Here is a 12,806-nt window from a genome sequence, read left to right as displayed (position 1 = left end):
ATTCTATCAAAAGTCATCTGATAATGTCAACATACGTTTTTACAAACCTGTCATTTTATTGATATTGTCCATTCATCGCCATTAACAATATACTGAAACTCGGTAAGCTCTTCACTATCCATAAGTCTTTTACTGTGCATCCGGTTTCTTCCATAACCTCTCTTCTGGCAGCTTCTTCTATTGACTCTCCATCTTCTACTCCGCCCGCAGGTATTTCCCACTCCAGATGTCCCACAGTATATCGCATTTCTCTGATCATCAATATCTCATCTTTATCATTAAAGACAACTATTGAAACACCCTCATGATGGTGATGAATCTGGTGATATTTTTCAATGATATACCCACTTGGAAGCTTGACTTTATCTGTATATAACGAAAATATCCCACATTCATATACTTTGTTTCTATCAAGTCTCTCCGGAAAGAGCTTATTATCCATCCTTAACCCTCTCTCTTATAACAATGATAAAATGTGCTATCCATATCTACAGTAACAGAGCCATCTTTCAGCAACACAGTTGCAAAGTATTTTTCTATAGCATCCCTGTTGTCCTCAAGATATTTTCCGCCCTCGGGGTATTTCATTTGCATTCTGTCAAAAAGAGCATCAGTGCTATCGAATGCTAATGGCCCCGGAAGCGCTATCTTTTCTACTCTATCGAAGTTCTCTGATAAAAGCGCCTCAAATTCTGCGTCTGCCTGCCTTCTTTCTTGTCTCTTTTTAAGGGCAAAAGAAATATCTAAACTAGCTTCAGTTAAACACTTTTCCCAGAAATTGTATTCCTTCACTGCTTCCCCATAATGATTAACAGAAAACATACCGCCTGGTGCCAGCACTTGCGCCACATTTTGGATAAAGTAAGCATCATCATGCAGATAAGATAATAGATAATGTGCAATAATCTTATAATACTTCTTCTCTCTAATCTTTTCCCACGTCTCATCTTTTTCAAGATTACTGAAAAAAATCTGAATATCAGATCCTTCCGGAAGCGTCTCTCGATTATCCTCCAGATAATTGTAGAGATCAGCAGCCCAATTTCCGTGAATGTCTACACCTAATACATTGAAGCCCTTGGGAATACGATCCCAGTTCTTTCTCCACAAAAGGCCGTAGCTGCAACCAAGGTCAAGAACAGTATCATTTTCTTCAAATGATAAAGAATTAAAAATCTTTTCATACCACTCAATTCCGTCTGCAGCATGTTCCGCAGCATACCATCTGCGCTCATCCGCCCCCTGACTCATTTCCATTTTTCTTATAATGTCTGCAATATCGTCCCAGTCAGGATTTTCATCAAACCTTGCAAGCGCTGATTCTATGCACTTTGCAGCCTTTTGAAGTTCATATATTTTCTGATCCATCATTTCAAGCTGTTTCTCGAGGATTTCTCTTATAGAACTCTGTTCATAATTCTCAAGACTGCACTTGATCTCTTCAAGACTAAATCCAATATGCTTGAGCGCAATAATCTTTTCAAGAATTATCAGTGAGCTTTTGTCATAGAGTTTGTAATTGCCATCGGAATGCCCAACAGGCTTAAGCAGCCCTTTTTCATCATATATACGAAGCGCCTTAGTTGATACTCCTGCCTGCTTTGCAATTTCTCCCGATGTCATTTTTTCCTTCATATTGATGCCCTCCTTTTTAGGTAAATGCATTTTTAGAAACTAAGTAATACAGATGATTCGTACGTACTTCATCCTTTGATTACTTAATGGTAAGGGCTGCCCCAAGGGCAAGGTCAATACTTTTTTATAATCTCCCAAGCACTCAGAAGCTTTTCCTTATTCCAGGCAGCATTGGCGGGACTTGTAGATGGAAGACATATTGCAGGCCTTTTGATGACAGGCCCTGTATACTTTTCATAATACTTAAGTGCCGTTTTACCATTGACATATATTGTCTTGATATCCGCTGTGTTTAATATACGGCTTAAGTCGTTTGGCACTACATTAGTGATACTGGAGTCCGACGAACCGACAATATCGCAAGACTGTATCACATCCCATAATGCAATCTTGTTCCTTATCAAAAGAGCTTTCTTCTCCTCAATCGTCCCTGGCTCTTCCTCTTCGAATACTCCGGAAACCACCTTCCAAAATCTATTCTGCTTATGCCCATAGAAAAATCCTTCTTCTCTTGATTTAACAGAGGGAAAACTTCCCAGAATAAGTATTTTTGAACTCTTATCATATATTGGTTCAATTGGATGTATAACCATAATTAAGTCACCCCTTCCTCCATCCATCCAACATATATGCACACTCTTTTATAGTACAAGATGGCAACAAAAAAGAGAACCGCAAACTAATGCGATTCTCTAATGTTTACTGCCGGCGACCGGGATCGAACTTTTAGTAGTCTCGTAAAGCCGCAGAGAAAGGGGTCTCGCCGACCACGCCTCTTTTTTGTACCAAATTTGTACCACTTTTGTATGATAAAGGATTCACATATTTACTGAATATTATCGGTTTTATAAGCGCTGTTTTTTGGGACCTTTATCGGCTTTTTCGACTTATTTCAAAAAGTTCTTACACATATCAAAATGCATACCCGAACAATTATTTTCTCTTGCAATCACTTCATCAACCTCACTAATCTTGTACCATTTATGGTCGTCCACCTCTACAGAATCAGCAAATTCTGATTTCTTTACATATGCTATAAATCCAATCATTATCAGCTGCTTCGGCTCAAAGTAATAGCTGGACACATATTGGCATTCTGTTACTATCTGCCCTGTTTCTTCTTTAACTTCCCTGGCTACGGCTTCTTCAATTGTTTCACCCTCAACCATATATCCCGAAACAACTGTCCATTTATCTTCAGAAATATAGTTCTGTTTTAAAAGCAGAATTTCATTAAGCTCATTCACCACCAGAACTTCTACGACAGGGATTGGATTTCTTCCATAAATCCGCTTGCAGGAAGGACAAATCTTACAGTCATCATCACCGCATTTTATATCTTGAAGCTCATGTCCACATTCTGCACAGAATTTAAATAGCATTTCTTGTCTCCCCCATCAGTCTGCATTAGTCCAGCGTATAACTGTCTTTTTCTACCAAATCATATATATCTTTGGATGCTTTCTCTTCAAAATATGCTTTCAGACGCATATTGGAATCCCATTTTGCCTGAGGATAATTTCCATGGCGGCTTTTGACATCATTCATGCGTTCTTCGATGTTCATCACACCTTTACTTCCGGCCAATGCATCACAAAGTTGGATCAGTCTGTCATAATCATCAGCTGAAAGTTTCCCCAACTCAGTCTGAATCAGCTCATACTCCTCATCTGAAGTATCAACCTTACCAACATACTCATCAACTCTCATGTTGTTGAAGGAATGTGTAAGGCACACTCTGGCAACTTCATCATATCCCAAGGACATCATGTATGAATATCCATCAGAAACATGTTTCAAATAGCTTACTCCAAACTTTCTTCCAATATCATGAAGGAGTCCTAAAATATAGGCTTTCTCCGGATTCATCCCCTCACAGCCTAAAGCAATCTTCTCTGCACAATGCGCAGCAACACGGCTGTGATTCCCCCATGGTCCAGGATTATACTTCTCTGCTTCCTCTAAAAGTCTTTCTGCTTCCATTCTTGTTGGTAGCATATTTCCTCCCATTACTCGGAATTATAAGTCTGCTGCAAAATCACCCTTTTCCCGAATTATTCTTAATTTCAAATCCATTGTCTTTTGCGCATTTCATCAAAGCTTTAGAAACATCACTAAAAATGACACCATATCTCTTTGCTTTACTGCAGTCCATCCACAAATTGTGCCTTGCAGGTGCATCTTCTAGCCGAATTTCTAACCCAAGTTCTTCTATAAACTGACTTGTTATCTCATACATGGATTTTGTAGTTTCACTGCCAAAATTATAAATTCCGCCCGGCAATGATATTACATTTTCCATGTTTTCAGCGACTTCTTTTACGTAAGTGATGCCTCTATATTGCCGAGAACTAAACGCAACCGCATCCTTAGCATTTACAATGTTCATGTAGTAATTGGACTTTTTTACGTAATAGTCATACATCCATTCAGCGCGAAGCATAACTGCATCAGGGCAGATATCAAGCACCCTCTGTTCCATTTCAAGTTTATACTTTGCATAAATGTTTGCCGGATTAACATTTTCTTCTGTATAAGGCCCATTGTCTTCAAGTCCGCCATATACCTGATCAGAGCTAAAGCAGATAAGCTTTCTCCCTTCGCATGCTTTAGCAAGAAACACCGGCAGCTGAACATTTGCAATATATGATGACTCCGGATTTTTCTGGCATTCTCCAATATCTGAAATAGCTGCAGTATTCACAATAGTATCTGCACCGCTCTCACTAACAATTCTCTTGATATGATCCAAAGATGCATTTCTAAGTGATGGTGCGGCCACCACATCTTTGCAGATTTTCATTAATTTACTGCCAACAAACCCTGTTGTTCCTGTTACAAGTATCATTTATATGTCGCTCCGTCATAATGATAAACTATGCCCTAAGGGCAAGGTCAATTATCTTCGTCAAAACACTTATCCAATGTTAAAGAAAGTACAATAGCCTCTGCTTAGTTTCCTAATTTTCTTCTTGCAATGATTCTGCTCCCGGCATGGCCAATTTGAAATTCTCTTTTAATATACATTGAATCCGTTCCACCGCAATTTCTTGCATCAAATGCTCCATCAGATGGATAGCCTTCGATATAATCAAAGCCATTTTCTTCTGCATAACCGCAGGCATATTCCAATAGTGAGTCTGCTATTCCCATTCCCCTCATATCAGGGGCCACGATATAGCATACTATAGCTAACACCTTGGAATCCGAATCTATCCCCTCCCAGCTTTCAGGATCATTTTCTCTACTGTGCCTGAAGTAGTTTTCTTTTAAATCAGCATTGCAGAATCCAACAATCTCTCCACCAGAAATTGCAACAAATCCGTTTAATCTACCGTTCTTAACCAATTCATATGCATAATTTCTTTTACTGAAAGGCCGTTCATTTTCTGGGAGTGCGCTTCTTTCTGCTTCCTTCTGCTCAGTCCAATGATGCCAAACACAATAACAACCTTTTTGCTCACTACCATCTGAAAACGCTCTATTATCAAAATATGCTACATATTGCTCTGCCATATCAGGCGTCAATTTGTGTACACTAATATTATTCATATATCTTTATTCCTCCATACCCATGCCTCTTATTAGTTACACTTAATTCCAATCGCCGTAAACTCACCAGGCAGCCTTTCATCTTCCCAGGAAGGGTGCTCATCAAACTGTTTTAAAGAAAAACCATTTCTTAGCATAGAATTTATGATTTCGCTTATCGTGTATTTTCTATAACTGCATTTGGGGATGCTTTTTCTTATTTCTTCATCGTAAAATCTGGCATGTGCCATTTCACCTTCAAATATATCAGTAGAGAAATAGCTCCCCGTAGGCTGTTCCAGCTTTAAACTATCATAGATTTTTGTAAAAGGATGAAAATCACTACAGATTATCTTTCCGCCTGGCTTAAGAATAGCATTCATCATTTTCATAAACTCATCTATATTGTGAAAATAGTGAAGTATTCCTCCCTCCATAAAAACTACATCAAAGTATTCAGCATACCTACCAAGGTCTATTTCAAGCACATCCCCAACTTCAAAAGTAATCTCAGTATTTGCAGCAGCAGCTACTTCCATAGCATACTTTTTGTTATCTTCAGAAATGTCAAAAATAGTGACATCTGCCCCAAGAAGTGCCAGCGGAATTGCTTTCTTTCCGCAAGATCCGCAGATATTTGCAATCTTTATACCTTCAAAGGAATCAAAATATACGGCATATTTTTTGAGCATTCCTATAGGATCCGCTATATCCTTCTGTGCTCTTTCTTGTGGTGTTCCGCTTGCCTTAACCCAAAAGTCATAGGCATCATACTCCCATGCTTTTTTATGCAGCTCACTATAATCCCGCATCGATACCCCTCCCATAAATAATTATGCTTTGGTTCTTATCCCCTAACTAATTATTCTCAAATTTCCATCCAAACAGCTCTATTACCGCGTTCAGATCATCCACCTCAAAATCTGCCTGTTCCTCTTCGCCAAGAGCATCCCAGTATTTCCACATCCCTTGCTTCACACGAACAGTCTTCATACCTATTTTCTTTGCAGGTATTATGTCATTATCAACCCTATCTCCGATCATGACAGCATTCTCAGGCTTACAACTAGCTCTTGATAAAGCAAGTTCAAATATTCTCCTGTCCGGCTTCTCTAATCCTTCTTCTGCAGAAGCAATAACAATATCTATGAACTTTAAAACACCATGCTTTTCTAATCTGGCTGCTGTTCCCGGAAGCTGATTAGCAATGACTCCAATTTTATATTTCTTACTCAATCGCTCAAGGCACTCATATGACTCCGGAAACAATTCCTCATCTTCACTTCTCCAGCGAGGTCTTTCTATTCCGTATTCTTGAATCAGCACTTGTTCTCCCTTTTTCTTTTCCTTATAAAGCTGAGTAACCTTATTCTGTATCGCATCAAAAGGTTCATTAACAGCATCAGCAATTTCGTATAGTCTATGTAAAAATGGCTTTTCCTCACTTACCAAAGTTGAGCCAACATCAAAAAAGAGCCATTCTATGTTATCCAGCTTCATCGCAAATCCTCTATCATCTTAATTGCATCATCAACAGAGATGCAGCTTGCAAATCTTTCCGGCCACATCATATCGTTGTAATACTTGTAAGTAGTTTCTCTATCCATGTAATCATTGTCGAAAGTAGAATTGGTACCTTTCGGAATTATTACCTTGTATCCCCTTTCAAAAGCTGATTTCACAGAGGCATCAATGCAAAAGTTCGTCTGCAATCCGACTATCATCAAATCTTTTTCTTTGGATTCTCTGAGATAATTTGCAAGATCATTATTACCAAAGCAGCTGTTTATCGTCTTTATGAAAATCTTCTCATTTTCCTTTGGAGCCACCTGATCAGCTATCTCAAAATCCTTGTCACCAAAAGAAAAGCCTGTTCCAGGGCCATCATCATGCTGAACATAAATAACCTCAACATTATTCTTCCTTGCAGCATCAATGATATTTGTCACATTCCTTATGAATCCGTCAAAATCATATAGTCTTTCATCAGTAATTCCTTTTTGTACATCTATAACAATAAGCTTCATCGAACACTCTCCAACAAAACATATTTTTACTATAACAGAAAAAGAGCCATTTAACAGTAATTTATTCTGCTAAATGGCTTTTTAATGCAGTAGTACAGGAAGGTTCCGGGCAAAAGAAAAAGGACAACACTGAAAATCAGTATCATCCTTATGCTGCCGGCGACCGGGATCGAACCGGTACGGGTATCGCTACCCACGGGATTTTAAGTCCCGGGCGTCTGCCAGTTCCGCCACGCCGGCATCTATCATATTAAATGATAAAAAATACGCGATATGCTTTATGGGACATATCGCGAATGGGGCCTACAGGGCTCGAACCTGTGACCCTCTGCTTGTAAGGCAGATGCTCTCCCAGCTGAGCTAAGACCCCTAATTAAACTGGGTATATTCGGTTATAAAAACCTAGTGGAGCTTCAGGGACTTGAACCCGGGACCGACCGGTTATGAGCCGGTTGCTCTAACCAACTGAGCTAAAGCTCCTGAAATGACTCCGACGAGAATCGAACTCGTGTTACCGCCGTGAAAGGGCGATGTCTTGACCGCTTGACCACGGAGCCGTAATACAATTGATTCAACATCAAAGTTATTCTTTGATAAGCTCCCCAAGTAGGACTCGAACCTACGACACTTCGGTTAACAGCCGAATGCTCTACCGACTGAGCTATTGAGGAATATCGGTACTTTTTTGTACCTTCAAAACCGAACACTGATAATCTAAATCCTAACCTCTTTCTTGTTCCTAACCTTCTTTGGATAAGCCCTCGACCTATTAGTACACATCAGCTGAACACGTTACCATGCTTACACCTTGTGCCTATCTAACCTCATACTCTCTAAGGGGTCTTACTGCCGAAGCAGGGATATCTCATCTTGAGGGGGGCTTCACGCTTAGATGCCTTCAGCGTTTATCCCTTCCGGACGTGGCTACCCAGCCTTATGCATCTGGCGATGCAGCTGATACACCAGCGGTCCGTCCATCCCGGTCCTCTCGTACTAAGGACAGCTCCTCTCAGATATCCTACGCCCGCGCCGGATAGGGACCGAACTGTCTCACGACGTTCTGAACCCAGCTCGCGTACCGCTTTAATGGGCGAACAGCCCAACCCTTGGGACCTGCTACAGCCCCAGGATGCGATGAGCCGACATCGAGGTGCCAAACCACTCCGTCGATGTGAACTCTTGGGAGTGATAAGCCTGTTATCCCCAGGGTAGCTTTTATCCGTTGAGCGATGGCAATCCCACTTTCATACCACCGGATCACTAAGTCCTACTTTCGTATCTGTTCCACCCGTCGGTGTCACAGTCAGGCTCCCTTATGCCTTTACACTCTTCGAATGGTTTCCGTCCATTCTGAAGGAACCTTTGAGCGCCTCCGATACCCTTTCGGAGGCGACCGCCCCAGTCAAACTCCCCGGCAGACATTGTCCCCGGACCTGTTTCAAGATCCTTGGTTAGAAGCCCAGCATCATAAGGGTGGTATCCCAACAGCGACTCCGCAGCAACTGACGTCACTGCTTCAAAGTCTCCCACCTATCCTGTACATATGGTACCGGACCCCAGTATCAACCTGGAGTAAAGCTCCATGGGGTCTTTCCGTCCTGGCGCGGGTAACCAGCATCTTCACTGGTACTTCAATTTCACCGGGTGCATTGCCGAGACAGTGCTCAAATCATTACGCCTTTCGTGCGGGTCGGAACTTACCCGACAAGGAATTTCGCTACCTTAGGACCGTTATAGTTACGGCCGCCGTTTACTGGGGCTTAAATTCAAAGCTTCGATTGCTCTAACCTCTCCTCTTAACCTTCCAGCACCGGGCAGGCGTCAGCCCATATACCTCACCTTTCGGTTTCGCATAGACCTGTGTTTTTGCTAAACAGTTGCTTGAGCCTCTTCTCTGCGGCCTGATTTCTCAGGCTCCCCTTATCCCGAAGTTACGGGGACATTTTGCCGAGTTCCTTAACAATGCTTCTCCCGTCGGCCTTAGGATTCTCTCCTCATCCACCTGTGTCGGTTTACGGTACGGGTTATGTATACGCTATAGTGGCTTTTCTTGGCAGTCATATCTGTCGCTTCTCTACTTATTTTCGTTCCCCCTTGCGGGACCGGTTCTTCCTTCCCCGGCTCGACCCTTTTGCCTGCGTCCCCACAGTTCTGATATACATAAGTGCAGGAATATCAACCTGCTGTCCATCGCCTACGCCTCTTCGGCCTCAGCTTAGGTCCCGACTTCCCCAGGGCAGATCAGCTTTACCCTGGAATCCTTGGATATTCGGCCTGGAGGATTCTCACCTCCATCTCGCTACTCATTCCGGCATTCTCTCTTCTATACACTCCGCTGCTCCTTTCGGTACAGTTTCTATGCAGTACAGAATGCTCCCCTACCGATCAGATGTACCCGTAGATACATCCAATCCCTAGGCTTCGGTGTCGTGTTTCAGCCCCGGTAATTTTCGGCGCAGGACCTCTCGGCTAGTGAGCTATTACGCACTCTTTGAATGTGTGGCTGCTTCTGAGCCAACATCCTAGCTGTCTATGAAATCCCACATCCTTTTCCACTTAACACGCACTTTGGGACCTTAGCCGTAGATCTGGGCTCTTTCCCTTTTGACTACCCAACTTATCTCGTGTAGTCTGACTCCTGCGCTCAGCCTATATGGCATTCGGAGTTTGATAATCTTTGGTAAGCGGTGAAGCCCCCGCGGATATTCAGTGCTCTACCTCCATTAGGCATGCTACAGGGCTAGCCCTAAAGCTATTTCGGGGAGAACCAGCTATCTCCGAGTTCGATTGGAATTTCTCCCCTATCCACAGCTCATCACCACCCTTTTCAACGGATGTGTGTTCGGACCTCCACAGCCTTTTACGGCCGCTTCATCCTGTCCATGGATAGATCACCCGGTTTCGGGTCTATGTGAAGTGACTTATCGCCCTATTCAGACTCGGTCTCCCTTCGGCTATTTACCTTAAGTACTTAACCTCGCCTCTCCACATAACTCGCCGGACCGTTCTACAAAAAGTACGCGATCACCCTCGTATGGGGCTTTCGCAGCTTGCAGGCACAGGGTTTCAGGTTCTCTTTCACTCCCCTCCCGGGGTTCTTTTCACCTTTCCCTCACGGTACTGTTTCACTATCGGTCACCAAGTAGTATTTAGCCTTACGGGGTGGTCCCCGCGTGTTCAGACAAGGTTTCACGTGTCTCGTCCTACTCTGGATACTGTCTCGCTTTGACCGCTTTCGGATACGAGGCTTTCACTCTCTCTGGCTGGCCTTTCCATGCCATTCTTCTAGCAGTCTCCATCGATTTTACAGTCCTAACCCCAGGAAGCAAGCTCCCTGGTTTGGGCTCTTCCGCGTTCGCTCGCCGCTACTTACGGAATCACTTTTGTTTTCTCTTCCTCCGGCTACTTAGATGTTTCAGTTCACCGGGTTCCCTTCCTTAACCTATGGATTCAGTTAAGGATGACAGAGGTCTTCTCTGCCGGGTTGCCCCATTCAGATATCTGCGGATCAAGGATTATTTGCATCTAACCGCAGCTTTTCGCAGCTTATCACGTCTTTCATCGGCTCTTGGTGCCAAGGCATCCGCCCTGCGCCCTATACAGCTTAACCATTTTCAGTCAGCTTATAGGAACTGTCCATTATCTTTCGATAATCTTAGTTCTCATTTCTTATGATGTATAGCGTTACTCATAAGAATGATTTATTTTTTCTTGTTTTGGATTTTCGATGTCTTTTAATCGTAGATTATATCTGGATTAAAATATTTCTCAGTATTCGGTTTTCAATGTACAAACTTCTGACCGCTTTAGCAGTCATCAGAGACCAAAAGCTTTCTGATCTCTGATCATTGTTAAAGCTTTTTTATTGATCCGGCAGCCACCTATCCTCCCATACCGTTGCCAGTATAGTACTTTCGGCCGCCCACGTCTTAACCGTCGTGTTCGGGATGGGAACGGGTGTTTCCCATGGGCGCATCGCCACCGGAAATTTCTTGATGCCCTCGGCATCTAAACAGTAATACAACTCCCTACTTCATTCCTTCTCTTTTCCTTAGAAAGGAGGTGATCCAGCCGCAGGTTCTCCTACGGCTACCTTGTTACGACTTCACCCCAGTTATCCGACCTGCCTTCGACGGCTCTCTCCTTACGGTTAAGTCACCGGCTTCGGGCATTTCCGACTCCCATGGTGTGACGGGCGGTGTGTACAAGACCCGGGAACGTATTCACCGCAGCATGCTGATCTGCGATTACTAGCGATTCCAGCTTCGTGCAGGCGGGTTGCAGCCTACAGTCCGAACTGGGTCGTTATTTTTGAGATTTGCTCCGGATCGCTCCTTCGCTTCCCTTTGTTACGACATTGTAGCACGTGTGTGGCCCAGATCATAAGGGGCATGATGATTTGACGTCATCCCCACCTTCCTCCAGGTTATCCCTGGCAGTCTCCATAGAGTGCCCATCTTACTGCTGGCTACTATGGACAAGGGTTGCGCTCGTTGCGGGACTTAACCCAACATCTCACGACACGAGCTGACGACAACCATGCACCACCTGTCTCAGATGTCCCGAAGGACTAAATGCATTACCACTTATTCATCTGGATCTCAAGATCTGGTAAGGTTCTTCGCGTTGCTTCGAATTAAACCACATGCTCCACCGCTTGTGCGGGTCCCCGTCAATTCCTTTGAGTTTCATTCTTGCGAACGTACTCCCCAGGTGGAATACTTACTGCGTTAGCGACGGCACTGAATGCCTATGGCACCCAACACCTAGTATTCATCGTTTACCGCGTGGACTACCAGGGTATCTAATCCTGTTTGCTCCCCACGCCTTCGAGCCTCAACGTCAGTTGCTGTCCAGTAAGCCGCCTTCGCCACCGATGTTCCTCCTAATATCTACGCATTTCACCGCTACACTAGGAATTCCGCTTACCTCTCCAGTACTCTAGTCAAACAGTTTCCAAAGCAAGCCCACGGTTGAGCCGTGGGGTTTCACTTCAGACTTGCTTGACCGTCTGCGCTCCCTTTACACCCAGTAAATCCGGATAACGCTTGCCCCCTACGTATTACCGCGGCTGCTGGCACGTAGTTAGCCGGGGCTTCTTAGTCAGGTACCGTCATCTCTCTTGCGAGCCTTTCTTCCCTGCTGATAGAGCTTTACATACCGAAATACTTCTTCACTCACGCGGCGTCGCTGCATCAGAGTTTCCTCCATTGTGCAATATCCCCCACTGCTGCCTCCCGTAGGAGTTTGGGCCGTGTCTCAGTCCCAATGTGGCCGTCCGACCTCTCAGTCCGGCTACAGATCGTTGCTTTGGTGGGCCGTTACCCCGCCAACTGGCTAATCTGACGCGGGCCCATCTCATACCACCGGAGTTTTTCACACTGAGTCATGCGACTCTGTGCGCTTATGCGGTATTAACAGCCGTTTCCAACTGTTATCCCCCAGTATGAGGCAGGTTGCCCACGCGTTACTCACCCGTCCGCCACTAAGATACAACAAGCTTTGACCGAAGTCTCTGCAGCGTTATATCTCCGTTCGACTTGCATGTGTTAGGCACGCCGCCAGCGTTCATCCTGAGCCAGGATCGAACTCTCACGTTTAAAAGTTTGATCA

10 protein-coding genes, 5 tRNA genes and 3 rRNA genes are annotated in these 12,806 nt (G+C 43.9%); all 18 read right to left on the bottom strand.

Annotated features, from left to right (window positions below):
* Positions 1-55: 55 nt before the first annotated feature.
* Complete coding sequence (locus BPR_RS03020; RefSeq protein WP_013279986.1) at positions 56-442, bottom strand: NUDIX hydrolase; 387 nt, start codon at positions 440-442, stop codon at positions 56-58.
* A 2-nt stretch (positions 443-444) separates the two neighbouring features.
* Entirely contained in the window at positions 445-1,635 is a 1,191-nt protein-coding gene (locus BPR_RS03015) for a MerR family transcriptional regulator (RefSeq protein ID WP_143754259.1), read from the bottom strand.
* A gap of 113 nt (positions 1,636-1,748) precedes the next feature.
* Complete coding sequence (locus BPR_RS03010; protein ID WP_042256431.1) at positions 1,749-2,228, bottom strand: DNA-deoxyinosine glycosylase; 480 nt, start codon at positions 2,226-2,228, stop codon at positions 1,749-1,751.
* Positions 2,229-2,522: 294 nt separating this feature from the next.
* Complete coding sequence (locus BPR_RS03005) at positions 2,523-3,017, bottom strand: NUDIX domain-containing protein (protein ID WP_013279983.1); 495 nt, start codon at positions 3,015-3,017, stop codon at positions 2,523-2,525.
* Positions 3,018-3,042: 25 nt separating this feature from the next.
* A complete protein-coding gene (locus tag BPR_RS03000; protein WP_026509781.1) occupies positions 3,043-3,633 on the bottom strand; it encodes an HD domain-containing protein in 591 nt (196 codons plus the stop codon).
* A gap of 40 nt (positions 3,634-3,673) precedes the next feature.
* Positions 3,674-4,483 carry an SDR family oxidoreductase gene (locus BPR_RS02995; protein ID WP_013279981.1) on the bottom strand — a complete coding sequence of 270 codons (810 nt, stop codon included), beginning with the start codon at positions 4,481-4,483 and terminating at the stop codon, positions 3,674-3,676.
* 104 nt (positions 4,484-4,587) lie between these two features.
* On the bottom strand, positions 4,588-5,187 hold the full coding sequence (locus BPR_RS19560) for a GNAT family N-acetyltransferase (protein ID WP_013279980.1): 600 nt from the start codon (positions 5,185-5,187) through the stop codon (positions 4,588-4,590).
* A gap of 32 nt (positions 5,188-5,219) precedes the next feature.
* A complete protein-coding gene (locus tag BPR_RS02985; protein WP_042256423.1) occupies positions 5,220-5,978 on the bottom strand; it encodes a class I SAM-dependent methyltransferase in 759 nt (252 codons plus the stop codon).
* Positions 5,979-6,024: 46 nt separating this feature from the next.
* Positions 6,025-6,666 carry an HAD family hydrolase gene (locus tag BPR_RS02980; RefSeq protein ID WP_013279978.1) on the bottom strand — a complete coding sequence of 214 codons (642 nt, stop codon included), beginning with the start codon at positions 6,664-6,666 and terminating at the stop codon, positions 6,025-6,027.
* A complete protein-coding gene (locus BPR_RS02975) occupies positions 6,663-7,193 on the bottom strand; it encodes a cysteine hydrolase family protein (RefSeq protein ID WP_013279977.1) in 531 nt (176 codons plus the stop codon). Before BPR_RS02975 ends, BPR_RS02980 begins: the two co-directional genes overlap by 4 nt.
* 154 nt (positions 7,194-7,347) lie before the next feature.
* Positions 7,348-7,433, bottom strand: a tRNA-Leu gene (locus BPR_RS02970).
* 57 nt (positions 7,434-7,490) lie between these two features.
* Positions 7,491-7,563: transfer RNA gene (locus BPR_RS02965), tRNA-Val, on the bottom strand.
* Positions 7,564-7,599: 36 nt separating this feature from the next.
* Positions 7,600-7,673 (bottom strand) — tRNA-Ile (locus BPR_RS02960).
* Between the two features lie 5 nt (positions 7,674-7,678).
* Positions 7,679-7,750 (bottom strand) — tRNA-Glu (locus tag BPR_RS02955).
* 41 nt (positions 7,751-7,791) lie between these two features.
* A tRNA-Asn gene (locus tag BPR_RS02950) sits at positions 7,792-7,864 on the bottom strand.
* A gap of 78 nt (positions 7,865-7,942) precedes the next feature.
* Positions 7,943-10,803: ribosomal RNA gene (locus BPR_RS02945) — 23S ribosomal RNA — on the bottom strand.
* Between the two features lie 258 nt (positions 10,804-11,061).
* A 5S ribosomal RNA gene (gene rrf, locus BPR_RS02940) occupies positions 11,062-11,179 on the bottom strand.
* 69 nt (positions 11,180-11,248) lie between these two features.
* Positions 11,249-12,793 (bottom strand): 16S ribosomal RNA (locus BPR_RS02935).
* Together the 16S, 23S and 5S rRNA genes with 5 tRNA genes alongside form the textbook arrangement of a ribosomal RNA operon.
* Between the last annotated feature and the right edge of the window lie 13 nt (positions 12,794-12,806).

Source organism: Butyrivibrio proteoclasticus B316, assembly GCF_000145035.1.
GTDB classification, from domain to species: domain Bacteria; phylum Bacillota; class Clostridia; order Lachnospirales; family Lachnospiraceae; genus Butyrivibrio; species Butyrivibrio proteoclasticus.
Note: the sequence above shows the minus strand (reverse complement) of the source record. Positions and strands in the feature narration are given on the sequence as shown.